The following is a 25,561-nucleotide window of genomic DNA, read 5'->3' as shown; positions in this document are numbered from 1 at the left end:
AAAACTTTATTTATGGATTAACAATAAATTTAGCGCTAGCACCATCATCAACTAACTTAACGTTGTCAGCTACGATTTTAGCCATAGCATCACGAGCTTCGACCGTAGCATTACCAACGTGTGGCGTCAAAATGACGTTCTTAAGAAGCTTGAAGCCATCGTTAACTTCAGGCTCGTTTTCGTAAACGTCAAGGGCAGCACCGGCAATGTCATGATCATTAAGGGCAGCTAATAGTGCATCTTCATCAATGATTGGACCACGACCAACATTGATAATTGCGGCAGTTGATTTCATTGCTTTAAAGGCTGTCGCATCAAATTGATGATAATTTTCATCAGTTTGAGGGGCACAGATAACGATAAAATCACTTGTCTCAATTAATGATTCAAGTGGTTGGTAAGTCACCTTCATTGAACGCTCTTCAGGATCTGAAAGGGGGGTACGCTTGTAGTATTGGACATGCATACCTAAAGCATTTGCCTTGCGGGCAACATCACTACCAATGTTACCTAGACCAACAATTCCTAGCGTTTTACCGGCAATTTCATGACCTAAGAAGTATAGTGGTGCCCAACCAGGGAAACCTTCGCGGCGCATTTTTTGATTACCTTCAACAATCCGGTGGCTAAGTGACAAGATTAACCCAATGGCAACTTCCGCTACCGCATTTGTTGAAACCTTTGGTGTGTTAGTAACCGAGATACCCTTTTCTTTAGCATAGGCGGTATCAATGTTGTTAAAGCCAGCTCCGAAGTTAGCAATTAATTTTAACTTTGGCGCTGCATCGATGATTTCACGATCCACTTTTGTTGATAATGGTGTGATCAAGAAATCAATGTCTTTCACATTCTCTAGTAATGTCGCATGATCAATTAATTCTTCACCTTCATAAACAGAAACATCAAAGCCAGCATCAGTTAATTCCTGCATAGCTAAATCAGGTAATTGTGCAGATAAATAGACTTTACTCATAACGTTCTCCTTTTAATTTCAACGTATTGATAACGCTTTCATTATCTCTTAATTCAGGGCAAATTTCAAATAAATACCGGATTCAACCCACTTTTGCTCACGCTCTTGATAATAACAACAAATTGTTCTGCACAATTTGGCACAGCTTGATGACCGTAATTTTTTCAATAGGATATGTTTCTAATAAAGTAATTAAGGCATCAGTTAGTGCTTACTTCAGTATGAGTAACATTCCTTGGTTCTATATCATTGGTTTAATTGCTACCTTCTTTGCTTTCCGTAATTTGTGGGTATTGAAAAAATCACCACCAAAGTCAGAGCGCTTAGTTAATGGTAAAAAGCCAATTTAGTAATATTGTTATATAAATAATTATGAACTGTTTATATCGTTTAGATATGAGCAGTTTTTTTATTTGTATGATAGTGATTAACTAAAACATATAGCGTTTTTGTATAACTTTCGCTAAAATGACTATTTGAGTAGGCTGTCTCATTTAACAATTAAGGTTACGTTAAATGAAGACAGCTAGGCTACTTATACATAAATTGTCAAAATTAATTTGGCGTTAGTCTTGGAGGATAACATGAAGACACGCTATATACGATTATTATTTAAAATATTATCGGTTATCATGTTGGTACTGCTTGGCTGGTTGATTGTCCATCTTTACCATATTGGGGCGTTTAATGATACGGATACTTTAATTAAATTACTGAAAAAATATGGTATTTGGGCACCAATTTTATTCGTGTTTGTTCAGATTGTGCAAGTCGTTATTCCAATCTTGCCTGGTGGTGTTTCATTAGCCGCTGGAGTTGTTATGTTTGGTCCATGGTTAGGCTTTGTTTATAATTATGTCGGTATTGTACTAGGATCAATGATTTTGTTTTGGTTGGGTCGGCGCTATGGTCGCCGGGTCATCGATATATTTGTGAGTGAAGATACACTTAATAAGTATATGGATCGACTTGATTCAAAAGGGTGGCATTGGACGTTTGCTTTATTGATCTTTTCACCAGTTGCGCCTGATGATGCGTTGGTATTGCTGACGAGTTTGACGAAAATGACGTGGCGTGAATTTACGCTAATCATTGTACTTGGTAAGCCGTTGTCTATTTTTATTTATAGTATGGCTATGTTGTATGGTGCTGATTGGTTATTAAAATTAATTGGCAACTAAAAAGGAAAGTTCCACGTGGAACTTTCCTTTTTGTCGTTATATTTTATTTTTTAGCCTTAGGCTTCTTTAACATTGATAGATACATAAAAATTATTGAACCAACACCAATGCATGACAAGACGATAATATCAGTCATATTTGAAGCTGGTGTACCAGAGATATATAGATTATTCGTAATCATATCTAATGGGAAGCGTAGTGGTGTCCAGCTGTAGATACCATTTGCGAATAATGGTGTTAGCATTTCCTTTGGATATGTTAGCACACCCATTGATAGCAACATGATAATAACAACAATTGGTGCACCGGCAAAGCCTAGCCAATCTAAAATAAATGTTTGAATTAGATAGAAAATGAAGACGCCAAAGCCAACTGTTAGTAAGAAACTACCAGCATCTGGAACCGGAACATCGAAGCATGTGTGAGCAAAGAAGTAAATCGTTAAGCTGACAATAGCTGATAGCACAACACCTGTTACGACTTGGCTGGTAACTAGGCCAGCAGTGAAACGGCCATTACTTTGATCAGCATGTTTTTTATGTTCACGCCATAGTAGGATTGCACCAATTAAGGCACCCATCCAACTAAGAACAATCATCAACAATGGTGCCATACCACTAACACTCTTATTAGGAATCTTGTTCATAACCTTGGTTGTAGAGGTAATTGGTTGGTTAATTGTTTGCCATTGTTCAGGTGACAAAGTAACTTTGTTTTCTGACAAGGCACCTTGTAGCTTTTGTGAAACACCTGAGCTTAGACCATCAATCATTTTAGGCAAAGCAGCTGTAACAGCAGAAGATGCAGTTGCATTCATACCTTGATTAGTAATGATTTTAACATTAGCTTGATATGGCAATTCCTTAGTTAGTCCAGCAGCAGCCTCAGTTTGAGCTTTTAACTGTGGATTACCAGCGATTGCTTCCTTTGGTAAGTCCTTTGTCTTAGCTTGGATAACCAAACCTTTAAGGTAATTTTGTTGACCTGCCAAGTTCTTATCAAAGTTTTTATCAATGACCAAAGCACCGTAGTACTTCTTATCATCCAAACCATTTTGTAGTTTATTGTTATTTTTGACGTTGATCAACTTAAGTTGGGCGTCATCATCATCAAACTTGTCTTCAAGTTTATCAATAATTGCTTTACTTTGCTTGTCGCCAGAGTTGTTGACAACAGCAATTGGTAATTGCTTTAGCTCTACTGAATTACGAGCGCCGATTTGTGCAAATGAAAAAATTGCTAATACTGCAAAAACGGCAACTGCATAAAGCCAAAACATTTTACTAGAAATGACTTTCCACATAAATATTTACTCCCTTATCCTATAATTTATACAACAACATGTTGTATTATAGTATGTAAGCAAACAAAAGAGTACAACAGATATGAATAATGTGTTGTATAGAGGAGATTATTTTGAAACAAATTGATCGGACAGCGCATACAAAGCAGAAGATTGTGCGTGCATTTATTGAAATTTTACAAGAAATGCCGGCAACAGAAGTCAGAGTTTCTGATATTACCAAAAAAGCCCAAATTGATCGAGGCTCATTTTATCGTTACTTTGAAAATAAAGAAGCTTTAATTGAAGACTGCGAAGAAAGCATTTTGAGTAAATTCTATATTGAACACGAACAACTGTTAAAACAAGTTAATTCAGTAAATGAAATTCAACTGGTACCAACGATTATTACACCGTTGTTAGATACAATTTCTGATAATTTAGAGATGATTGATACCTTATTAAATCGTTTAGGTGATAACCATTTTTACCTGAAGTTTAAGGATTTTTTGTTGGATGAGGGGATGGCGACAGTTGCTAAATTTAGCAATAATACCGGACGGCATTCTGACAAACAGCAAGAGTTATTAGCAAATTATGTCAGCTCAGCAATTTTGGGATTAATTAGCTTGTGGAGCAGTGATAATCGTTTTACACAACAGGATATTGAAACTTTTATTGATACTTTTGTGACACAAGGGATAAGTAAATTAATTTAAAAAAGCAACTACTTCATGTCGTTTTGAAGTAGTTGCTTTTTTATAACCTATTCTTTAACTGTATCGTTTAACTGTTTTGCTTGATATAAATCAGGGAAGACTTTCGCACTTTTGACACCCCAGTAATAAAAGATTAATGAGACGACAATAATAACGACGAAATCCCATGGATAATGAATCCAACCAATTCCGTTAAATTCATGACTACCAGCAAATGAAATGATTGAAATAAAGACAAGATAAACAATTAACCATAGCGCTGATTTAAGAGCTTTAAAGGTATCATTGTGCTTTGCTTTATATTCATAATAGAAATAAATTGGTAATCCCAGCATGATAACAATAATAACTTCCACGGTCGTTGGCCACATTGACCAATAAATCGCTAGTGAAGCTAATACGAAAGCTATGGGTGCCATAATTGATAAGAAACGTAATTTAACGGGACGCTTGAAGTCTGCCCCTAAACGTCTAAAGGCAACTGCTGTTACTGGACCTGTTAAGTACGCAATCAAAGTCGATGCACAGATAACGGTTGCGAGTGTTGACCATGAACGGAATACCGAAACCATTATCATACTAATAACAAAGTTAGTAATCATCGCTGCGTGTGGCATTTGGAATTTACCACTTAATTTACCTAAGTATTTTGGCATGTGCTTGTTGCTTTCCATAGCGTATAGCACACGACCGGATGAAGCAGCAAACGATACACCAGTACCAACGGGTGAAATAAAGGCATCTAAGTATAGCAAGACAGATAACCAATGAATCCCCAATAGAATTGCTAAATCAGCAAATGGTGAACTGAAGTTAATACCATTCCAACCATGTTTTGCTAATGTACTAGGATCAATGGCGGTAATAAAGGCGCTTTGGATTAGTACGTAAATAACACCACTGATTAGTAATGATAAGAAAATTCCACGACTGATGTTCTTTTTCGTGTTTTTGATTTCGCTTCCCATATTAATAACTGTTTGGAAGGCATTAAATGAGAAAATAATACCAGCCGTTGCAGTTGCTGAAAAGATCGGAGCAGAACCATAAGGCATGAACTCATGCATTGAATGACCGTAGTTACCAGGGTGAAAACTTGAAAGTGTCAACATGATAACCGTAATGGCCGGAATACCTATTTTGAAAATAGAAATAAAATTAGTGAACTTTGTTAATAAGGTAACTGACCAGAAATTGATAAGGGTAAATACCAACATGAAACCAAAGACTAAGAATAGTCCAGGTGTGGTAATTTCACCATTACTGAAGAATTGGCCAGTCCAATTGGCCCATGACCACGGCCATGAACTCATATATTGAACGGCGGCAACTGCTTCAATCGGAATTAAAGCAATTAGCGATACCCAGTTAGACCAAGAAGAAATAAAACCTAGTAGAGGTCCGTGTGAGTACTGTGCATAGCGACTCATACCACCAGCTTCGGGAAACATTGTTCCTAATTCAATATAGTTGTAGGCAATTGATGCGATAACGACACCACCAATCACCCAAGAAATAATTGCTGCTGGACCTGCGACGCGGGTAGCCTCCCATGATCCAAATAACCATCCTGAACCAATTAATGATCCAAGGGTCAGCATGACAAGTTGAAATAAGCCAATCTTTTTTGTTTTATTTGACTTCATAATACCTCCTTCAGGTAATAGCCATTATTGTAACAAATTTATGAAATAATACCAAATTAGAGAATAATGATATTTATTTACTCAACATATTGAATAATTAAAACATATAAAATGAATAATTATATGTTGAAAGCGCTTGTAAAATTTATGTCACAACTGTGTGTATATAATGATGAGACATAAATAAATCATAAATTTATTGTAAAGATTGTTACAAGTTATTTATTAACAAATGTGAAATTTATGATTGGTAAAGTTCGATATATAGCGAACCTTCGTCAACTTATAGTATTGTAGACTTAGATTTTTACGAAAACGTAACGAATTGATATAGAAGTTATGTTACAAGAAATCTATTGCGAATTATGATGTATTTTTCGATAATATACTTGTGTCTTTTTATTTTTTAGGATCAGTTTTAAGGAGAACAGTCATGATTTTTAAAAAGCATCATCAAAATATAACAATAACAACTGGAAAACTTGCTGTTTTATTAGCACCAGTCATGACCTTATCAGCGGGGATGACATCGCTAATGGCAGCAAAATCATATGAAATTATTCGATTAGCTAATGCCAAAGGTAAAGCAATTGAGGAAGAGAAGAGAATGCATGATTAACCGGATCTTTAAGTACCTCAAAAGTGACGTTATGTTTACTGTCAGTATGCTATTGGCAGTAATATCGTCTTTTTTTGTGACACCAGACTTTGGTGCAGTCAATTGGCATACTATATTTAGTTTAATGACCATGATGATTTGGGTTAGCTTGTTAGAAAATGCAGGTGTTTTGCACGCAGTTTCGGTTTGGCTGGTTAGCCGTAGTCATCATGCACGCGCATTAATGACGAGTGTGACATTCCTTTCATTCTTTGGTGCAATGCTACTCTCAAATGATATTGCCATCTTAACGTTGATGCCAATTTACTTACGACTGGCATCGGAATTATCCAAGCAATTAAAAATTATTGGGTCAACGCTTATTATTATGGCTGCTAATTCGGGAGCCATCTTGTTCCCATTTGGAAAGTCGCAGAACTTGTTCTTATTTGGGCATTATGGTGTGAGCGTTAGCGAATTCTTTCAGTGGTCAACGTCACTAACAATCGTATCGTTGCTTTTAATGTTTATTATTACGAGATTTATTAAAGCAACCCCGCTATCAATTGATTTGGCACCTGCTGAAAAAGTTGAAAAACGTTCATTAACATTCTTAGTCATCACAGGATTGATTTTAATTGTAACCATTTTCGGTTGGTTACCATTTAACATTGTGGTGCCAATTATGTTGGTTGTATTTTTCATTTATAATCATAAAATTTATAAAATGGTCGATTATGGTTTGTTGACAACGTTCTTCTTCTTCTTTGTTGCAACTAACAATCTTGCAAACATACATATCGTACAAGATTTAATTAGTTCGTTGTTTGATACACCATCTCATGTATTGTTTGGTAGTTTTGCTTTGAGTCAATTTATCTCAAACGTACCAGCAACCATTTTGATTTCAACATTTACGAATCATGCGCATGAATTATTCTTAGGTACCAACATTGGTGGATTAGGAACAATGATTGCTTCAATGGCGAACTTAATTGGTTATCGTGTTTACCGGCAAATTGAACCAGATTCATCAGCAACTTTCTTAAAGTTATTCATGGTCTTGAACTTCGTTATGGCAGCTGTACTATTAGTGTTGTATGGTCTTTAAAATTTAAAAATATTTGGAATCCAATGATTTTAATCGTTGGATTCTTTTTTTGTGATAATGGGTTTGTATTATAGTAAAATTATTGATGTAGGAGTAAGTAAAATTTATAACATATAGGGGGTTATAAAATGACTGCAGCTAAGACATTAATTGTTTATTATTCACGTACGGGGAACACAAAAGCAATTGCTGAACTTATTCAGGAAAAGGTGGGTGGTGAGCTTGTACAGTTAGAGACTGTAGAAAGTCAGCCAACTGATTTTGATCAACAATTTGCACAAAATAAGCAAGAACAAAAAGATCATACATTACCTGAATTAAAGAATGATATTCCTGATTTTGAAACTTATGATCATATTTTCATTGGGACACCAACTTGGAATATGGCCTTGCCACAAGCAATTGTATCGTTTATTAATCAATATGATTTTACAGGTAAGACAGTTGTACCATTTAATTCAAATGGTGGTCATGGAGAAGGTTCAACATTTGATCAGATTATTTCAGGTGTCGCACCTGCACGTGTACTTGAAGGCTTTTCTATTCAAGGTGGTGAGGAAGCTAGCGGTGGTACACTATTGACCATTAAAGGTGATCGCAAAAATGCTGTTGCAGAAGACGTTGATACATGGTTAGCAAAAATTAAATAATGTATGAAAAAGGTAGGAATTTAAGCATTCCTACCTTTTTACTGTTTATTTAGACAAAGTCTTGGCCTGCAAAGCCAGTTTTATCATCTTCAGTGATTTCACGTAGTACATGGCAAGGATTACCAACTGCAATAACATTACTTGGAATGTCATGGGTTACGACACTACCAGCACCGATAATTACATCGTCACCAATAGTAACACCGGGTAGCACGGTAACATTGGCTGCTAGCCAGCAGCGGTTTCCAATCGTGATTGGCTTACAAATGCAGCCACCAATTTCACGTTCACGGGCATCGAATGAGTGATTACTTGTATATAGGCCGACTTTTGGGCCGAATAAAACACGGTCACCAATGGTAACACGAGCACCGTCAAGAATCACAGAATCATAGTTAGCATAGAAATGATCACCAACGTGAATGTTGCGGCCGAATTCACAGCGGAAATTAGGATTAAGGTCAGGTTCAACACCAGCGCTACCAAATAGGTTGCGAATTAATTGCTCTTTTTTAGCAGGGTCAGTTTCAGCGTTAATTTCATTCGTTAAAAGTGTTGATTGTTTGCGTGCTCGAACAAGTAATGGGTCTAAGTCGTTATAAGTTTTTCCAGTTGCCATATAGGCAAATTTTTCGTCTAAGTTCATAATCGTCATCCCCCTTGATAACTATTAGCGTACCATAAATAAAGACTGAAACGCATGCTGACGCCTCAGTCTTTATTGTTAAAAATTAAATTGTTCCATGTGAAACATTAGTGACTACGTGCAGGCAAATCTACTGAAGCTGTTTCAATAACATGGCCATTGATCGCACGACGGAAGTCATTCAAGAAGTAACCTTTATCTAAATCTAATTCGGTATCTAACGCATACACACGAAGAGTATAATCGTGTGTTTTATCAGGTGGGGTTGGTCCAACATAACTTTGTGTTAAATCAGGATTATCTAAACGATATTCTGAGTAAGTTGAATTGGTACCTGGTACATATTGCACGTCTGAATGAACTAAATCTTCTGGAATATCACTAACTGGTAGATTAGCAGCTAACCAGTGAATCCACACAAAACCAGCAACGGGGACAGAGTCATAGTCAACGAAAGTGACAGCTAATGATTCTGTACCGGCAGGAACTTCACTGACTTGAACGGGAAAATTCACAACAGGTTTACCATCAAGACGGTACTTATCATCAGCAAACTTGCCATACTTGTCAGGAAGCATTTGATTTTCATCTAAAGTAACGTTAATTTTCATAATCGAACCTCCGTTTATTTAATCGTTTTTCCAATTAATAGTTTGGGCACAATATAGACTGATTGTACTGTTTTACCAGACAATTCGTCTAATAATAGTTGTACCATATGTTGAGCAATCTTTTGAAGAGGTTGTTGAACAGTCGTTAGTGGCTGTTCAGCTAATTGACGGACATAAATACCATCAAAGCCGATGACGTTAGATCTAGGCTTTAAATTTTTATGCGGTATAGCCAATATTAGCTTCTATTAATCCTTCTGATACCAAACAATTTCTTTTATTTTAGGATTTGGAAATGCGATATTATTGAATTTCGCTGATAGTCCAAAATAACCTATATTATTAATTTTTACTGGATAATATGCAAGATTGCCTGATCCCTGATTATCAGTATCTGAATGAATTTTGATTTCCTTTTGTGATTTTAGAACATTAAAAGTACGTTGGTTACTAGATTGTTTTTTGAGTGTCGCATAATCTTTGTGTTCTAATTCAGTATTCAGTGTTTTTTCTGCACTAGAAACGACACGATGGTCAAAACTGAAAATTAGAGTAAAAAATACACCCAAAACAATGATAAATACAATGACAGTTGAAAAGATAATTTTATGTTTTATCAATATCTATCACTCCTTGTGTTTACATTTCTTCCTTAGCATGGATTAATTTAGTTAACAGTGTATTTACTGGCGTAGGGATATTAAATTCTTCCCCCATGCGAGCAATAGCGCCATTCAAATAATCAATTTCGGTTGGGCGACCAGAAGCAATATCTTGGTGCATTGATGGATAATGATCACCAGCTTGATCAGGGGCTAATGAAGCATTAATTGTATCTAAGGCTAGTTCATTAGTTAATGGAATATCTTTTGCTGCTGCCACGACTGTGAATTCACTAACAATTTCTTTAACAATATTATTAGCGTGTTCACTGTTACCGATATCCATAACTTTACAATCTAGAATCGTGCATAACGTATTTATGGCACTGTTTAAACAAGCTTTTTTCCAAATAGAAAGCAAAACATTGTCACTTTGACGAGCATTTAAACCAGCCTGATTTAGCGTTTCAATGATTTGATCAAATGTTTCATGTGAAACATTTTTAACAGCTTGTAATTCAATATAACCTGAACCATTTAATACGACAGAACCTGGCCCAACTAGTTCACTAGTCCATAATGTTGTGCCGACTAATAAATCTAGGTTAGGTGCTACTTGTTCGATGGTTTCCATGTTACCGATACCATTTGATAAGCATAGGATAGCGGTATCATCACTTAACAAATGTGAGATTCTCTGGAGCATATCCTTTAATTGCATTGCTTTAGTGAATAGTAAAATAAGATCAAAGTTATCGTAGACATCCTCAGGGAAGGCAGCCTTTATTTTGACAAAGTTTTTCTTGCCATTTGTTTCAACGGCAAGCCCGTTCTTATTAATCTTGTTAATGTGTTCAGGCCATAAATCCAATAAGGTAACATCATTACCTGATTGTTGGAGCATGTAGCCAAAACGACTTCCCATTGCACCGCTACCGGCAATTGCTATTTTCATGATAAACCTCCATATTGTGTTTAATTTCACTATAGTAATTTTAATATATATTAGGCGATTGCGCATTGGTAATCGCTTACACAAATGGGCAAAAAATGGGGTATTTTCATTTAATTGTTGACAATTTTAAGCGTATAGATTAGTATTAATGACAACTTAATAAGTATTTGCTAAGAAAAGATGAGTAATCAATGATAAGAGCTTTACAGAGAGTCATGGTAGCTGTGAAATGACAAGTGAATCGTGGTGAAGATGGTCTTGGAGTGCAAACGGACGGCAAGTTGGAAAATGAGTCGGTCGCGGTTCTGCCCGTTAACGTGGAAAGGTATAGCAAGGATTGTGTACCTGATGAGAGTACTGTCTGTAAAGATAGTGCTAAAAGTGGGTGGTACCGCGTGTAAATTGTATTGTTAATGACACGTCCCTAGAAGATAACGAGAGTTGTTTTCTAGGGACGTTTTTTGTATAGAAAAGGAGAAATGGCAATGGTTAGTCAAACAGCAACAAAATTACATTATGATATTGTGGGAAGTTTCCTACGACCAAGTGAACTAAAGCAAGCACGTGAAGATTATGCAGCAAATAAAATTAGTCATGAACAGTTGACGGCAGTTGAAGATGAAGCAATTCGTGATTTGGTCGCTAAAGAAATTGATGCTGGTTTAAAGGTTGTAACTGATGGTGAATTCCGCCGTAGTTATTGGCATTTAGATACATTTTGGGGCTTTTCTGGAATAAAGCATACTGTCCCAGAACATGGTTATTTATTCCATGATGAAGAGACACGAGCTGATTCTGCACAAGTAGTTGGTAAAATTGCCTTTGATCCTGAACACCATGATGTGAAAGCATTCAAGTTTTTGCGTGACTTAGTAGCTGATGAAGATGACGTTACTCCACGCCAGAGTATTCCAGCGCCTGCTCAATTCTATGCAGAATTAGTACGTGGTGAAGAAAATGTCGCAGCCGTGAATAAATATTATGATAATCAGGAAGATTTGATTGCTGACATTGGTCAGGCATACCATGATTTGATTTTAGCTTTGTACGATGAAGGTTGCCGTGATGTAAAAATTGATGATTGTACCTGGGGAATGGTTGTTGATCATGACTTTTGGTCGGATATGACAAATGGTGATTTTGATTTAAATGATTTGCAAGATATTTATTTGAAGTTAAACAATGCTGCAATTACTGATTTGCCAGAAGATTTGCGTATCAGCACTCACGTTTGCCGTGGTAACTATCACTCAACTTGGGCAGCTAAAGGTGGTTATGCACCTGTTGCCAGCCACTTATTAGCTCAAGAAAAGGTCGATGCTTTCTATCTAGAATTTGACGATGATCGTTCTGGTGATTTTGCACCATTGGCTGAAGTACCAGCTGGTAAGCAGGTTGTACTTGGCTTGGTAACAAGTAAGAAACCTGAACTAGAGTCTAAAGAAACTCTAGTAGAGCGTATTAAGGAAGCTTCAGAATTTGTACCATTGGAGAACTTGTCATTAAGTACTCAGTGTGGTTTTGCTTCAACTGAAGAAGGAAACAAGTTAACTGAGCAACAAGAATGGGATAAGATTCGTTTGGTTGTCGAAACTGCCCAAGAAGTTTGGGACGAATAATAAATAAATTTCACTACCCGACCATGGTCCAACAGGATTGTGATCGGTTTTTTATGTAATTTTTTAACCGCAAAAAATTATACAAATAAAACATAAGTGTTATAATCAATCGTGTACGATTGATTAAGATAATTTAGGAACTAAACACGTTTTTAAATTGTTAACCTTGTTATTTCAAAGGAGGATTTTATGGCTGATTTTGATTACGATGTTGTATTTATAGGTAGTGGACATGCGGCTTTTCATAGTGCATTTAAGTTACTACAAGCTGGAAAGAAAGTCGCTTTTGTTGAAGAAGATAAATTAGGTGGTACTTGCCCTAATTATGGTTGTGATGCAAAGTTACTTTTGGACGGACCTTTTGAAGTCATTCAAGATAGTCAAAACTATCAAGGATTTGGTCTTGATACGGCACCAAAGTTAAACTGGGAAGATTTGATGGCGTATAAACATGCTTGGATTGATCGCATTCCTGACACAATGGCCCAAACTTTCCCCAAGATGGGGATTGATGTGTATGAGGGTCATGGTAAGTTGACTGATGCCCATACTGTTGATACGGGTGACAAGCAAATTACAGCTACTAACATTGTTTTGGCAACAGGTGCTCACGATTCTGTTTTGCCTGTAGACGGAAAAGAATATATTCATGACAGCAAAGATTTCTTATCTATTCCACATTTGCCCGAATCAATTGTCTTCATCGGTGCTGGTTTGATTTCATTAGAATTTGCATCAATGGTAGTTAAAACAGGTGCCAAAATTGAAGTCGTAGAATTTTCTGATCGTGCTTTGGCCCAATATGATCAAAAATATGTTAATAAATTAGTTGCTAAGCTTGAAGCTGAAGGTGTTAATTTCCACTTTAACGAAGCAGTCAATGGCGTACAAAAAACAGCTGATGGTTATACGGTTACAACAGAATCAGGTTTGCAGCTTGTTACAGATTATGTTTTTGGTGCAACTGGTCGCCAAGCTAATACGCAAGGATTAGGTTTGGATGAAGTTGGCATTGCCTATACTAAGGGTGGTGTTTCTGTTGATGATCATCTACGCACTAGTTTGAAGAACGTTTATGCTAGTGGGGATGTTATCGATAAGCAAATTCCTAAGTTAACACCAACAGCAACATTTGAATCAAACTATATTGCTAGTCAAATCTTAGGAAAAGATGATCAACCAATTGATTATCCTGTTGTGCCATTTATCGCCTATACTTTACCACGTATTGCTCAAATCGGGGTGACACCAGAACAGGCGCAAGCACAAGCTGATAAATATGATGTTAAACCAATGCCATATGGTAAGAGCTTTGATTCTAAGCATGATGACGACGCTGAAATGACAATCATTTTTGAAAAGGAAACAGCCAAGGTTGTTGGTGCTGTGATTTATGGTAGTCAGGCTGCTTCATTGATTAATATTTTGACCTTTGTCGTTGATAAAGGACTAACTAATGCTGATTTGGAACAAATGATTTTTGGTTTTCCAGACGTGACATATTCTGCTTTGTCGATGTTAAATCCTAATGGCGCTATGGGATAAGTAGAACGTGAGTAAAGATGGTTTGGAGTCTGTGGCGTTTACACCGCAGACTCTTTTTGTATGAACAAGTTATTCATAATTTGAATGCTGGTTGTTTCATGGTATATTAAATGAAAAGTCGTGTACGCTTAAATTCTGAGTGACGAGATTATATTCATGAAAGGAGGCGGTTAACTATGGCAGAACATGAGATCGACTTAGCGAACCAACTATGCTTCTCAATCTATAATGCTAATCGTCTTTTTGCAAAATTCTATCAAAAAGCGTTGGATGAGTTTCATTTAACTTATCCGCAATATTTAGTTTTGTTAGCGCTTTGGGAAGAAAATCCACTTAATTTGCGTGAGTTAGGACAAAGACTTCATTTAGCAAGTAATACTTTGACACCCTTGTTGAAACGGTTAGAAGAAAATGGCTGGTTAACGCGAGTTCGTCCAGCGGCAGATAAACGTCAATTAGTGGTGAATTTGACGGAAAAAGGTGAAGCATTAAAACCGTTGGTTGAGGAACGCTTAGCTGAATGTGTTAAAGATTCTGGTGATGTTAAAGTTGAAGAATATGAAAATATGTTAGCGAATAATCAAAAATTGATTGAGACGCTATTGAAGTTAGTCTAAATAGCTAGTTATTCAAAAACTTCCAAAACAGAAATTTGACTTACTAATAGTAAGGGTATATAGTAGTAATCAACGTTGGTAGTTAAGAGACATGTTGAGGAGGAATAATAATGGAAAAAGCAATTAAAAGCGTTCGTAACCTATTATTAATCGGAGCAACAGCAGGTATTGTGTCGACAGTTCCTGCAATCTTGCAGACTAATCAGGTAGAGGCAGCTGAAACACCAAGCACTGCACTTTCTGCACCTGGCTATGGTGGAACTTCAGTTGAACCAGGTGGTGGTGATTTCACATTACCATCTGGTAGTGATGGCTCAAGTGATGCTGCTTATGATCCTATTTCATAATAAAAAAATTTAATATTAAATGTAAAAATGACATGCGATGCCCAGTTAATTACTTGGCATGACATGTCATTTTTTATTTATTAAATTAAATATTACGCTAAGCTGTCATATGATTGTTAGCTAGTGTTTGGCGACGATGTAGGATAATTGCCACCAAAGAAGCGTCTAACAATAACAGATAGATTGTAAAGGCTACATTACTGAAAGACCAGTGTGTTGTCGCAGCAATGATACCGCTGGTTGATGAAATGATACCACCCATATAGTAAATGGGCGCTTCTGAATTCGGATAAAACCAAGATTTACGTAACGTTGGTACGGCTGCAATTGCATCACTAATAATTGAAAAGATAATAGCTAGGATTGGATTGCTGGTGACGTACCAGATGATTAACGCAAATATTGCAACGACACCACATAAGTAATCAAGTGGTGTTAGTTTCCAATAAGCTGAGCGGTTAAACATTGATGCAATAAATACGAGTAAGGGCATAAAACCAGCCATAAAAACAGGTAAGATAGCCCAATTTAAGCCGGTATCGCTAATTGTTGCAACAACTGAAATTAGGGGCGAGATAGCCCAAAGTAGCCAGGTTACTTTATTTGGTTGAACTTTTCCTTGAATGGTTTGAATTAAATAAAATGATCCAAAGAAAGCTGAGCAAAGTGCTCCAAATATAACTAAGTACTGCACGACTAATGACCTCCATTTAAAATCATATCAATATGGGGGATGTCATCTTCTAAATAAACATCGGAAACAGCCGTAAATCCAAATGATTCATAGAATTGACGTAGATAATTTTGCGCACCGATTTTAATATTCTTATTTGGATAACGGTGCTGGATTTCAGCAATAGTATCAGTTACAATTTGGCGACCATAGTTATTCTTACGGTAAGCTATTGGTACTAATACACGGCCAAATCGAATGTAATCAGGATTGTCATCAGCAATAATCCGGGTATATGCAATCAAGTCGTTATTTAATTTTAAATAAACATGATAGGCATCGAAATCATCTTGATCAACTTCTTGATAAGCACATGCTTGTTCAACGACAAAAACCTTTGTCCGTTCTTGCATAATAGTTAGCAATTCGGATGGTGTTAGTTCATTGGTGTGTTTAATAATTAATTCTGGTTGTTGCATGATAACATTCTCCTTTGAGTCATCGAATTCCAGCTAGATAACTCCCAATTTCCAATCTTAACATATTCGCATGAAATATTTTGTGGTTAATTAAAATAAAATGAACTTTCTAAAAATTTGACTTGACGATTGTTGATAATTTCCGTAATCTTTAAGCAAAATAACTAGAAATGAGTGGGGAGCTTTTTGATGAAGAATGTATATTTCAATCATGACGGGAATGTTGATGATTTAGTTTCATTATTGTTGTTGCTACAAATGCCAGATGTTAACTTGTTGGGTGTTGGTGTTACCGATGCTGATGGTTATGTTGAGCCCTCTGTTTCAGCATCACGTAAGATTGTTGATGAATTTGGTACTGAAGGTCGTAAACCAGCTGACATTGCTAAGTCAAATTCACGCGCAGCCCATCAATTTCCTGATGCATGGCGTTTGAGCTCATTTTCATTTGATGATTTCCCAATGTTAAATGAGCATGGTGCTCCCAAGACGCCAGTTGCTGAAAAACCAGGGCATTTAGACATGATTGATAAAATCAAGGCTTCATCAGAAAAGGTCACGGTTGTTATGACGGGACCGCTATCAGATTTGGCACGCGCACTTGAAGTTGATCCAAGTATTACTGAAAATATTGAAAGTTTGCACTGGATGGGTGGCGCTTTGAATAGTAAAGGTAATGTTGCAGCACCAGGTGCTGATGACACGATGGAATGGAATGCATACTGGGATGCTGAAGCAGTTAAGCGTGTTTGGGATTCAGATATTAAGATTGTCATGGTTGGTTTGGATAGTACGGATCAAGTGCCATTGACGACAGAACTACGTACGCGTTGGGCTACACAACGTCAACACCGTGCTTTAGACTTGATTGGACAAGGTTATTCTCTAGTACATTCATTTGAAGCTAATTCAATTTATTACTTATGGGATGTATTGACGACCCTTGCAAGTCGATACCCAGAATTGGTTGAATCAACTCAAGTTAAGACAGATGTTATTACAACTGGTGCATCAGAAGGTCGCACATATCAAACAGATGAAGGTCGTGAAATTACCTTTGTGACAAGTGTTGATGCGGATGCATTCTATGACAAAATTGATGAGTTAGCTAAATTAGCTGATTAATTAAGTAAGTAATGAGGTTAGAACGATGACGTTCTAGCCTCTTTTTTCGTGTTAAAATGTTTATCATGAACATATAAATGGGGGATTAATGATGGACAAACAAACGTTTATGAAAAAAATCGCTGGGGGACTCATCGTTTCATGCCAAGCCTTGCCAGGAGAGCCATTATATACTGAACAAGGCGGTGTCATGCCTCTATTAGCGTTAGCTGCACAGCAAGGTGGTGCGGTTGGAATTAGAGCCAATTCGGTGCGTGATATTCAAGAAATTAAAGCGCGTGTGGATTTGCCTGTTATTGGTATCATAAAACGCGATTATGCACCCGAAGAACCCTATATTACAGCAACCATGCGTGAAGTTAACGAATTAATGGTTGTAAAGCCAGACGTGATTGCATTTGACGCAACATTGCGACCTCGTCATGATGGTTTAACAATTAGCGAATTCATTAGTCAAATTCGTGCTAAATATCCTGATCAATTATTAATGGCTGATACGGCGACGTTTGCAGATGGTCAAAATGCTTGGAAGGCCGGAGTTGATTTTGTGGGGACAACTTTAGCTGGTTATACAAATGATAGTGAAGTCATTGATGGACCAAACTATGAATTTATTAAGAGATTAGTTGATGAAGGGATTGACGTTATCGCAGAAGGTAAGATTCATACGCCAGCAGAAGCAAAGAAAATTCAAGACATGGGCGTTGCTGGTGTCGTGGTTGGTGGCGCAATTACTCGTCCTAAAGAGATTACAGAACGTTTTATTCGCCAAATGAAAGAAGATTAACAAGAAGAGCGAGAACAAAGACGTTTTGGATTCGGAGTGTAACGGAGTTTGGACGTTTTGCGGTCGTCAGGCCGTGAAGCGGGCAAATCCGTTACATTGAGAATCCAGTCTTTGAGAACGCGTTTAGAGAAGAGCGAGAACAAAAGTGGTTTGAACCTGGCGTATAACGTTGTTGGGACCAATTATGGCCGGAGCAACGCGCAGGACATGATTGGGGCCAGTGACGTTATATTGAAGGTTCAGCTTTTGAGAACGCGTTTAAGAAGAGCGAGAACAAAAGCGGTTGGAACATTTTTATGTCCCAACCGCTTTTGTTTACATTTGAATATTCGTTTTAATAACTTCACCACTGGTAAATGACTTCGTTAAGCCATTTTCATCTTCAATGATTAGACCACCGTCGTTTGCAATTTGTTTGGCAATACCGGTAATTGTTTTACTACCAAGCTTTAACGTCACTTGTTTACCAATAACATTGGAACGACGCCGATATTCTGCCAGCAAACTTGGCAAATCACCGTGATAGTATGTGTTCACAATATTTTTGATGAGAGTGGCTAGTAGTAAATTACGATCAATAGTTGCGGTACTATTAATACCTTGAGCGGTTTCAGATAAATTATCTGGAAAATCTTGGGTGGTTAAATTCAAACCGACACCCATAATGAAAGCAGAGATATCGTTAGATTCAAGTTCAATATTCGCTTCGGTAATGATGCCACCGACCTTTTTGTTATTAATGAAGAGGTCGTTGACCCACTTTAGATCAATTTTTTCGTTGGGAAAGAATGCTTCCAATGTTTGAGCGATAATAACAGCCATATTTGTGGTCAATAGGCCAACTTCATGCCACATGTCAGTCGTATTGGGTAACACAATTGTGAAATAAAGCCCACTTGTGGCAGGTGAATAGAAGGCACGTCCCCGACGACCATAACCTTCAGATTGTGATTCAGCTGCAAAGAAAACCGGTTGATGGATCTGATGAGTTGTTAAATATTGTTTGGCTAGATGTTGAGTGGAAGTGACCGTTTGTTCAATAAACATAGCATCAATGGTATCCTCATCAATATAATAACGAACGATATCCTGGTCTAAAAAGGGGCTCGCAATATATTGATAACCAACATTTTTGCGGCTTTCAATCGTGTGACCCTTCTTTTTTAGGGCATTAATTGCTTTCCAAATACTTTCACGACTAATGTTTAAATCTGTGGCTAAATCATCGCCAGATAACCATGTACCTTTATGATCGAGTAATTCAAATAATACTTTTTGCTTTGTTGTTGACACAATGGACTCCTTTTTAAATTATGTCTTGTAACATTGGAAGTTTTCTTAATCGTCTTGCTAAGAAAACTGATAAGGCTGCTTTAATCATATCACCTGGTAGGAATACTAGGTTAGAAAGTAACGCAGTTGTTAATGCCATATGTGATTGCATAACTAACCAAATTGAACCAATGATATCAACAAATAGGACACCAGCGATAATGATAGTGGTTAGCTCTAGCCACCATGAAAGTTGGTGGTGTTGGTTTAATATTTTTAAAATTGGTCCTAATACGAAAGGTACAAGCAACCAACCTAATAAGTACCCACCAGTTGGACCAAGAAATACAGCAAAACCACCGCGACCACCAGATAATACGGGGATGCCAACGAGTGCTAATAGTAGAAATAGACCAATTGCTAGAAAACTGTCTTTGGTTCCTAATAATTCAATCGTTAGGAAAATACCAAGATTTTGTAGAACAATGGGTACGGGAATAAAACCCAAGGGAATACCAGGGAATAGTCCTAGAACAATAAGTGTTGCTGTCATCATAGCGGCTAACGTTAAGCGTTTCGTGCGTTGATTTGTCATAGTGTTTTAACATCCAATTCTTAAAATTTAACACAGCCTTATTATAGGAGTTAGTAACCTGTAAATCAACACAAGGGTTACTATTAATCGAATAACACGAACATTATATGTTTTAATATTATAAAAAGTTAGCTGTTGATGCTCATTATTAGTGAAAAGTCGGATAATGTTTGTTATAATTTTGATTATTGAAAAATTATTATAAATTTTTGGGGTGACTATTATCTATAAAACGGTGTTAAAGGGTAGTTATTATACTGCCGTTGATAAAAATCAAGTAACTTATCAGCATGATAGTTTGATATGTATTGATGAAACAGGAAAAATTGTAAAAATTGTATCAGAAGATAATGATACTTATGAAAACATTATTCACGATGCAACGGAAGCAGGAAATTTAGTTGAATTATCCGAAGATCAAGCAATCTTACCAGGATTTATTGATTTACACGTACATGCACCACAGTGGCCGAATGCTGGTCTAGCATTAGATCGACCATTGTATGAATGGCTTGACCAATATACTTTCCCATTGGAAGCAAAATTCAAAGATGCTGATTATGCGCATTTAGTTTATGACAATTTGGTTGATACGCTATTAGCAAATGGGACAACAACCGCTTTGTACTTTGGCTCAGTAGATAATACGGGAAATGTTGAATTAGCTAAGGCTTGTTTAAATCATCATCAACGCGGCTTCGTCGGCAAGGTTGTGATGGATAATCCAGAACAAACACCTGAGTATTATCGTGATGAGTCCGCTGAAACAGCATTGGCTGAGACAGAAGCTTTCATTCACGAAGTTGAAAAATTAAATAAAGACCAATCAATTCCGGTAACACCAGTAATCACACCGCGTTTCTTGCCTTCTTGTACAGATGAAGTGTTGGTAGGATTAGGAAAATTAGCTGCTAAATATGATTTGCCAATTCAATCACATTGTAGTGAAAGTGATTGGGAAAATGGTTACGCACTAGAAACACACGGTAAACGTGATGCCGATGTACTTGATTCATTTGGTTTACTAACAAATAAGTCAGTGATGGCACATGGCACGATGCTAAATGATGAAGATTTAGATCGTTTTAAAGATTATGGCGTAGGCATTGCGCATTGTCCAATTTCGAATGTGTACTTTGGCAATGCTGTGATGCCTGCTAAGAAAATTTTAGATAAAGACGTTAAAGTCGGCATGGGTACTGATATTTCTGGTGGCTTTGATCCTAGTGTTTATCAAAATATTCGCCAATCAATTATGTCAGCGCGGATGCTTGATGAGGGTGTTGATAGTCAATTAGCACCTGAAGATCGTGGTGTTGGGGATGCTGCTATTACTGCTAAGAACGCCTTTTATATGGCAACAGTTGGTGGTGCACGTAGTCTTAATTTGACGACGGGACAAGTAAAAGAAGGCTATGCGGCAGATTTACAAGTTGTGCATACAAAGTATCCGACTTTTGGTCACCAAGAAGCTGAAGCTACGTTTGAAAAATTGATGTATCAAACAACAGCATCAGAGATTGACCATGTGATGACGCAGGGTGTTTTTGTTAAGTAAAATGTTTCACGTGAAACATAGATGAACTAAAAGGGAGAAGAGAGTTCATGGCTGAAGAGAAAAGCGGGTTATTAATTGGTGCTAACGATAAAGTGCCAATGGCAGAAGCAGGCCTTTTGGGATTGCAGCACGTCTTAGCAATGGATGTGTATGTGCCACCGCTAATTATTGCAGGATTGTTGTCATTGAGTGCTGCTCAAACGAGTGGTTTTTTACAAGTTGCTTTCTTAGCTTGTGGAATTGGAACGATATTACAAACTTCATTGTTTATGAAGATTCCGATGTCGCAAGGACCATCATATGTGCCAATTGGGGCAATTGTTGGTGTCTTTATGGCAAATGGTGCCGCAAATGGTGGTATGGCTACCGTTATTGGTTCAACGATTGTTGCTTCAATTCTATTGATTTTGTTAGGGTTTACCGGTTTTTATCAGAAAATCGTGAATACGTTGGTTCCTTCAATAGTCGGGGGAACAATTATCACTTGTGTTGGGTTATCTTTGATACCTTCAGCATTGAATGACAATATTTTTGAAGCAAGTGGTAATATCTATGACAATATCGAATTGGCAGTCATTACGATGGTTGCTTTATTGGTTTCGATTACGATTGGAACGCACGTGCCAAAGCTACGGAAAATTTTTAAAATTGGATCGATTGTTATTGCACTAGCAGTTGGAACTATTGCCGCAAACATTATGGGATTGATGGATTGGTCAAGTGTTATGAGTGCTGATTGGTTCAGCTTCCCTAAATTTACAGCATTGCATTATGGCATTAGTTTTGATTTTTCAGCCATCATTACCTTTATTATTATCTTCATGGTTTTGACGACTGAAACGACTGGTACATGGTTTGCGATGAGCGCTGTTACCAAAGAGGATATCAGCAAGAAGCAATGGAATAACGGAATTATCGGTGAAGGTCTAAGTTGTTTAGTTTCAGCATTACTTGGTAGTACGCCAATGACCGGTTATTCAACCAATGCTGGTGTTGTGTCTATTACTGGTGTTGCAAGTCGCCGTGTGTTTGTTGCTGCAGGTATCTGGTTTATTATATTAGGATTCTTTGGTAAGTTGTCAGCATTGCTAGCAGCTATTCCATCAGCTGTTATCGGTGGTGTCTTCGCAGTGATTGTTGTCATTATTATGTTGAGTGGTTTGAATGTTATCGGTGATTTAAACATGACTGGTAATAAGGGTTACATTATCGGGGTACCAATTGTGATGACATTGGCCTTGGTATTCTTGCCAGACAAGGTTTTGAATGATGCACCACAAATGATCCAATACTTACTTGGCTCACCTATTACGGTAGCTGCTATTGTTGCTGTTATTTTGAACTTAATTTTGAATAAGGAAGAAATAAGTACGTCAACTGCAACTGAATAGGCATAACTATTTTTATAATTAGAGACTGGAACATAATAGTTCTAGTCTTTTTTATTAATAAGGTAAAAATTAAATGTTTGACTAGAAGCTTATTCATGTTATTATGTATCTAGTGAGTGATGGCTCACTTTTCGATTTGAGTAGTATCATTTTAGAAAAAATCTTAGAAAAGAGGCTGGAAAAATCAAAGATACGATATTATCGTTATTTTCAGAAAGTTTGAATGATTTAAATATTTCTGAAAAACAAAAATCAATTTTAAAAGCTAGTTTGGTTCTATTTTCTACTAAAGGATTCGAAAATACTAACACGAGCGATATTGCAAGTATGGCAGAGGTTGCCGAGGGGACAGTTTATAAAAAGTTTAAGACTAAGGATGCCTTGTTGCATGCAATTATTAAACCAGTCATATCACAAGTGATTCCCCAAATAGCTAATGAGATTTCTGATGAACCTTACGATGGCAATGCAGGTACTTTGAAAGGGTTTTTGTACCAAATGATTAGGGAACGTTTGCAATTTTTCATTAATAATTTGCCACAATTACGCATTATTGCTAGAGAAATTTTAGTTAATCCTAGTATTCAACAAGGCATACAAAATGAGTTTTTGATTTTTTCTAATACAGAATTAAAGCAGACTTTTAAATATTTTGAAAATAAGGGTGAATTGGTATCGTGGGATTTTGACCGGATTGCTAAATATATTGTGGGTACATTATCTGGCTATGTCATCCCAATGATTTTAACTGGAAAAACTCCAGACAATGTTGAACAAATTAGTGATGAAGCTAGCGAATTTTTGGTTAAGGGTCTTTCACCTAAGAATTGATGATAGATTGAAACTACTCAAATTGAAAATATATTAATCGAATACCTACGGAAATAAAGGAGATTAACAATGGCAATTATAGAAACAGCAACATGGCGCATTAAGCAAAAAGATCATGACAAGTTCCTTGAAATAGCAGTACATGGGCCTAATTTGGATGATGAAAATGGTTTGGCATGGCAAGCTAACCATCCTGAAGCAATTTATTATTCAAAGACGAGAAACTTCTGTCGCAAAATTGAAGGTACTGATGAAGAAGAATGGATCTTTATTGATGAGTACGATACTGAAGAAGATTACCAAAAGAGTCATGAAGATTTATATAATGAGGAAAAGCACCCTGGTTTGAAAGAAGAAGGATATAAGAAAACGTATGCTTTGATGGTACCAGGATCAAATCCAACTCATAATGTGTGGGAATTAGTAGATGGTACGTATTTAGAATTCGCAGACCACAAATTGTTGACACATAAGTAAAATATATGAAAAAGGGTTCGTAAACTTCATTTAGTTTACGAACCTTTTTTGTATTAAATTTTATTTAAGTATAGATAATCTATAGTTTTCGTAAGTTCGGCTAGTTGGTCACTAATTGCTTTGGGATTGGGTTGTTGAATATGCTCAATGTATTCATTGAAATATTCTAAAGTGATAGCTGCTAAAAGGTGCACAATACTTGATGGATTTTCTATATTGAGTGTAGAACTATTTTGAATGATTAGCTTATACTCTTGGACGATAACCTTTTTAATTTCTCGTTGGGTTTTAATGACATGAAGATCAGTTTTATTTGACATGAAATTTCTTCTTAATGAACTATTGGTTCAATAATATACTATTTGCACAAAAATGCATATTGTTACTCGTGAATTTTTGCTTTATTCTAGCATTGTAGTCAAGCAAGATAACTCTCGGATAGATAATCGGAGATACAGAAATGAATGATTTTGAAATTAAATGTTTTATAAATGGACACCAAGTTTATTATGATCAGTTACAAGCAATTGAATATGAACGTGCTAAGCATGTGTTACATGAAATGAAATCATTAGGTGCTAATGTTGCGGACAATGGCTATGCTTTAACACAGCAAGATATTGATGCATTGTCATTAGAAAAAGCTTTGCAGTTAAATATTGATACACGTAATCAATATAGTGTCTCTGAGATGAAGGAGATTTATAAAGAACCACTAAAAGTTAGTGATAAAATGCAAGAATGTCATACAGATATGATTGTGACAGGTATTAATCCAGCTATGATGAATGATTCAACAAGCAATCCTGAAAAGCTAGTTGAAGAATCTGCTAAATCTTCAGCGATTATGAACCCAGAACACTTTTTCATTAGTCCATGTCCAGATGGTTTAGAAGGTATGGAAACCTTCGGTATGTATGGTTAACCAACAGATATGATTGTTAAAGTAGATAATGATATTCAAACTCAAATTGAGCGTGATCCAGATTATCCAATAGTTTCAGCTGGATCACCAATTTTGTGGATGGTACTGAAATGCATAATATTCCATACCATCAATATAAGCCAATTGAGAATGGTATTGATATGAAATTAGCAGTATTGTTGCCACCTAATGCACCTAAGGAAATTACAAGTGGTCATCAATGGCACTTAGCAATTGAATACTGGGAAATGATGAAGGCAGCTGCAAATAAATAAGTAACCAAAAGAACCGGGACTACCATAATTGAGGTGTCCCGGTTTTATAATGTCAACGCACAGATGAGAAC

31 protein-coding genes are annotated in these 25,561 nt (G+C 36.6%); 18 read left to right on the top strand and 13 right to left on the bottom strand.

Annotation, left to right across the window (positions count from 1 at the left end; translation table 11 throughout):
• Positions 1-10: 10 nt before the first annotated feature.
• Positions 11-973: a 2-hydroxyacid dehydrogenase family protein gene (locus tag ACSYSF_RS08395; RefSeq protein ID WP_489867576.1), complete on the bottom strand. Its 963-nt coding sequence runs from the start codon at positions 971-973 to the stop codon at positions 11-13.
• A 149-nt stretch (positions 974-1,122) separates the two neighbouring features.
• Here ACSYSF_RS08395 and ACSYSF_RS08390 point away from each other — a divergent pair, with 149 nt between their 5' ends.
• Positions 1,123-1,323: a hypothetical protein gene (locus ACSYSF_RS08390; RefSeq protein ID WP_489867575.1), complete on the top strand. Its 201-nt coding sequence runs from the start codon at positions 1,123-1,125 to the stop codon at positions 1,321-1,323.
• 234 nt (positions 1,324-1,557) lie between these two features.
• Positions 1,558-2,154: a TVP38/TMEM64 family protein gene (locus ACSYSF_RS08385; protein WP_489867574.1), complete on the top strand. Its 597-nt coding sequence runs from the start codon at positions 1,558-1,560 to the stop codon at positions 2,152-2,154.
• 43 nt (positions 2,155-2,197) lie between these two features.
• On the opposite strand, the gene ACSYSF_RS08380 is transcribed toward ACSYSF_RS08385, so the two are convergent.
• Positions 2,198-3,457, bottom strand: coding sequence for a YhgE/Pip domain-containing protein (locus ACSYSF_RS08380; protein WP_489867573.1), 1,260 nt, complete (start codon positions 3,455-3,457; stop codon positions 2,198-2,200).
• A 113-nt stretch (positions 3,458-3,570) separates the two neighbouring features.
• Here ACSYSF_RS08380 and ACSYSF_RS08375 point away from each other — a divergent pair, with 113 nt between their 5' ends.
• Entirely contained in the window at positions 3,571-4,155 is a 585-nt protein-coding gene (locus ACSYSF_RS08375) for a TetR/AcrR family transcriptional regulator (protein WP_489867572.1), read from the top strand.
• Between the two features lie 47 nt (positions 4,156-4,202).
• Here the strand turns inward: ACSYSF_RS08375 and ACSYSF_RS08370 are convergent, their stop codons facing one another.
• Entirely contained in the window at positions 4,203-5,801 is a 1,599-nt protein-coding gene (locus ACSYSF_RS08370; protein WP_489867571.1) for an APC family permease, read from the bottom strand.
• Positions 5,802-6,234: 433 nt separating this feature from the next.
• Between ACSYSF_RS08370 and ACSYSF_RS08365 the strand changes: the two genes are divergently transcribed.
• From ACSYSF_RS08365 to ACSYSF_RS08355, 3 genes are all read left to right on the top strand, one after another.
• A complete protein-coding gene (locus tag ACSYSF_RS08365) occupies positions 6,235-6,420 on the top strand; it encodes a hypothetical protein (RefSeq protein WP_489867570.1) in 186 nt (61 codons plus the stop codon).
• On the top strand, positions 6,413-7,510 hold the full coding sequence (locus tag ACSYSF_RS08360) for an SLC13 family permease (RefSeq protein ID WP_489867569.1): 1,098 nt from the start codon (positions 6,413-6,415) through the stop codon (positions 7,508-7,510). The genes ACSYSF_RS08365 and ACSYSF_RS08360 overlap by 8 nt, the downstream gene beginning before the upstream one ends.
• Before the next feature lie 128 nt (positions 7,511-7,638).
• On the top strand, positions 7,639-8,160 hold the full coding sequence (locus ACSYSF_RS08355) for a flavodoxin (RefSeq protein ID WP_489867568.1): 522 nt from the start codon (positions 7,639-7,641) through the stop codon (positions 8,158-8,160).
• A 49-nt stretch (positions 8,161-8,209) separates the two neighbouring features.
• Here ACSYSF_RS08355 and ACSYSF_RS08350 read toward each other — a convergent pair whose 3' ends face one another.
• From ACSYSF_RS08350 to ACSYSF_RS08330, 5 genes are all read right to left on the bottom strand, one after another.
• The gene (locus tag ACSYSF_RS08350) at positions 8,210-8,806 is read right to left on the bottom strand and encodes a sugar O-acetyltransferase (RefSeq protein ID WP_489867567.1); all 597 of its coding nucleotides are present in this window, start codon (positions 8,804-8,806) and stop codon (positions 8,210-8,212) included.
• Between the two features lie 107 nt (positions 8,807-8,913).
• Complete coding sequence (locus ACSYSF_RS08345; RefSeq protein ID WP_489867566.1) at positions 8,914-9,417, bottom strand: YbhB/YbcL family Raf kinase inhibitor-like protein; 504 nt, start codon at positions 9,415-9,417, stop codon at positions 8,914-8,916.
• Between the two features lie 14 nt (positions 9,418-9,431).
• Positions 9,432-9,653 (bottom strand): substrate-binding domain-containing protein, encoded by a 222-nt coding sequence (locus ACSYSF_RS08340; protein ID WP_489867565.1) that lies wholly within the window; start codon positions 9,651-9,653, stop codon positions 9,432-9,434.
• Positions 9,654-9,665: 12 nt separating this feature from the next.
• Complete coding sequence (locus tag ACSYSF_RS08335) at positions 9,666-10,037, bottom strand: hypothetical protein (protein WP_489867564.1); 372 nt, start codon at positions 10,035-10,037, stop codon at positions 9,666-9,668.
• 19 nt (positions 10,038-10,056) lie between these two features.
• On the bottom strand, positions 10,057-10,974 hold the full coding sequence (locus ACSYSF_RS08330; RefSeq protein ID WP_489867563.1) for an oxidoreductase: 918 nt from the start codon (positions 10,972-10,974) through the stop codon (positions 10,057-10,059).
• A gap of 485 nt (positions 10,975-11,459) precedes the next feature.
• Here ACSYSF_RS08330 and ACSYSF_RS08325 point away from each other — a divergent pair, with 485 nt between their 5' ends.
• The 4 genes from ACSYSF_RS08325 (at position 11,460) to ACSYSF_RS08310 (ending at position 15,102) form a co-directional block, all read left to right on the top strand.
• Positions 11,460-12,593 carry a 5-methyltetrahydropteroyltriglutamate--homocysteine S-methyltransferase gene (locus tag ACSYSF_RS08325; RefSeq protein WP_489867562.1) on the top strand — a complete coding sequence of 378 codons (1,134 nt, stop codon included), beginning with the start codon at positions 11,460-11,462 and terminating at the stop codon, positions 12,591-12,593.
• Between the two features lie 189 nt (positions 12,594-12,782).
• Complete coding sequence (locus ACSYSF_RS08320; RefSeq protein WP_489867561.1) at positions 12,783-14,138, top strand: dihydrolipoyl dehydrogenase family protein; 1,356 nt, start codon at positions 12,783-12,785, stop codon at positions 14,136-14,138.
• 176 nt (positions 14,139-14,314) lie between these two features.
• Positions 14,315-14,755, top strand: coding sequence for a MarR family winged helix-turn-helix transcriptional regulator (locus ACSYSF_RS08315; protein WP_489867560.1), 441 nt, complete (start codon positions 14,315-14,317; stop codon positions 14,753-14,755).
• Between the two features lie 110 nt (positions 14,756-14,865).
• Entirely contained in the window at positions 14,866-15,102 is a 237-nt protein-coding gene (locus ACSYSF_RS08310; protein WP_489867559.1) for a hypothetical protein, read from the top strand.
• 97 nt (positions 15,103-15,199) lie between these two features.
• Here the strand turns inward: ACSYSF_RS08310 and ACSYSF_RS08305 are convergent, their stop codons facing one another.
• Together ACSYSF_RS08305 and ACSYSF_RS08300 are read right to left on the bottom strand one after the other, a co-directional pair.
• Positions 15,200-15,796, bottom strand: a complete 597-nt coding sequence (locus ACSYSF_RS08305; protein ID WP_489867558.1) for a hypothetical protein — start codon at positions 15,794-15,796, stop codon at positions 15,200-15,202.
• Between the two features lie 2 nt (positions 15,797-15,798).
• Positions 15,799-16,254: a GNAT family N-acetyltransferase gene (locus tag ACSYSF_RS08300; RefSeq protein ID WP_489867557.1), complete on the bottom strand. Its 456-nt coding sequence runs from the start codon at positions 16,252-16,254 to the stop codon at positions 15,799-15,801.
• Positions 16,255-16,443: 189 nt separating this feature from the next.
• On the opposite strand from ACSYSF_RS08300, the gene ACSYSF_RS08295 reads away from it, so the two are divergent.
• Together ACSYSF_RS08295 and ACSYSF_RS08290 are read left to right on the top strand one after the other, a co-directional pair.
• Positions 16,444-17,379: a nucleoside hydrolase gene (locus ACSYSF_RS08295; protein ID WP_489867556.1), complete on the top strand. Its 936-nt coding sequence runs from the start codon at positions 16,444-16,446 to the stop codon at positions 17,377-17,379.
• A gap of 91 nt (positions 17,380-17,470) precedes the next feature.
• Complete coding sequence (locus tag ACSYSF_RS08290) at positions 17,471-18,166, top strand: N-acetylmannosamine-6-phosphate 2-epimerase (RefSeq protein WP_489868263.1); 696 nt, start codon at positions 17,471-17,473, stop codon at positions 18,164-18,166.
• A gap of 315 nt (positions 18,167-18,481) precedes the next feature.
• On the opposite strand, the gene ACSYSF_RS08285 is transcribed toward ACSYSF_RS08290, so the two are convergent.
• Both ACSYSF_RS08285 and ACSYSF_RS08280 read right to left on the bottom strand, forming a co-directional pair.
• The gene (locus ACSYSF_RS08285; RefSeq protein ID WP_489867555.1) at positions 18,482-19,459 is read right to left on the bottom strand and encodes a biotin--[acetyl-CoA-carboxylase] ligase; all 978 of its coding nucleotides are present in this window, start codon (positions 19,457-19,459) and stop codon (positions 18,482-18,484) included.
• Between the two features lie 13 nt (positions 19,460-19,472).
• Complete coding sequence (locus ACSYSF_RS08280) at positions 19,473-20,033, bottom strand: biotin transporter BioY (protein ID WP_489867554.1); 561 nt, start codon at positions 20,031-20,033, stop codon at positions 19,473-19,475.
• Positions 20,034-20,247: 214 nt separating this feature from the next.
• Here ACSYSF_RS08280 and ACSYSF_RS08275 point away from each other — a divergent pair, with 214 nt between their 5' ends.
• The 4 genes from ACSYSF_RS08275 (at position 20,248) to ACSYSF_RS08260 (ending at position 24,290) form a co-directional block, all read left to right on the top strand.
• Positions 20,248-21,591, top strand: a complete 1,344-nt coding sequence (locus tag ACSYSF_RS08275) for an amidohydrolase family protein (RefSeq protein WP_489867553.1) — start codon at positions 20,248-20,250, stop codon at positions 21,589-21,591.
• Between the two features lie 47 nt (positions 21,592-21,638).
• On the top strand, positions 21,639-22,982 hold the full coding sequence (locus tag ACSYSF_RS08270) for a uracil-xanthine permease family protein (protein WP_489867552.1): 1,344 nt from the start codon (positions 21,639-21,641) through the stop codon (positions 22,980-22,982).
• 219 nt (positions 22,983-23,201) lie between these two features.
• Positions 23,202-23,813: a TetR/AcrR family transcriptional regulator gene (locus ACSYSF_RS08265; protein WP_489867551.1), complete on the top strand. Its 612-nt coding sequence runs from the start codon at positions 23,202-23,204 to the stop codon at positions 23,811-23,813.
• A gap of 69 nt (positions 23,814-23,882) precedes the next feature.
• Complete coding sequence (locus tag ACSYSF_RS08260) at positions 23,883-24,290, top strand: hypothetical protein (protein WP_489867550.1); 408 nt, start codon at positions 23,883-23,885, stop codon at positions 24,288-24,290.
• A 53-nt stretch (positions 24,291-24,343) separates the two neighbouring features.
• On the opposite strand, the gene ACSYSF_RS08255 is transcribed toward ACSYSF_RS08260, so the two are convergent.
• Positions 24,344-24,610: a hypothetical protein gene (locus tag ACSYSF_RS08255; protein WP_489867549.1), complete on the bottom strand. Its 267-nt coding sequence runs from the start codon at positions 24,608-24,610 to the stop codon at positions 24,344-24,346.
• A gap of 140 nt (positions 24,611-24,750) precedes the next feature.
• On the opposite strand from ACSYSF_RS08255, the gene ACSYSF_RS08250 reads away from it, so the two are divergent.
• Positions 24,751-25,215 carry a hypothetical protein gene (locus tag ACSYSF_RS08250; RefSeq protein ID WP_489867548.1) on the top strand — a complete coding sequence of 155 codons (465 nt, stop codon included), beginning with the start codon at positions 24,751-24,753 and terminating at the stop codon, positions 25,213-25,215.
• Positions 25,216-25,325: 110 nt separating this feature from the next.
• Positions 25,326-25,490, top strand: coding sequence for a hypothetical protein (locus ACSYSF_RS08245; RefSeq protein WP_489867547.1), 165 nt, complete (start codon positions 25,326-25,328; stop codon positions 25,488-25,490).
• The last annotated feature ends 71 nt before the right edge of the window (positions 25,491-25,561 follow it).

The sequence above is a fragment of the Weissella sp. ESL1139 genome, from assembly GCF_058506735.1.
This window is presented reverse-complemented; position numbering and strand designations above follow the sequence as displayed.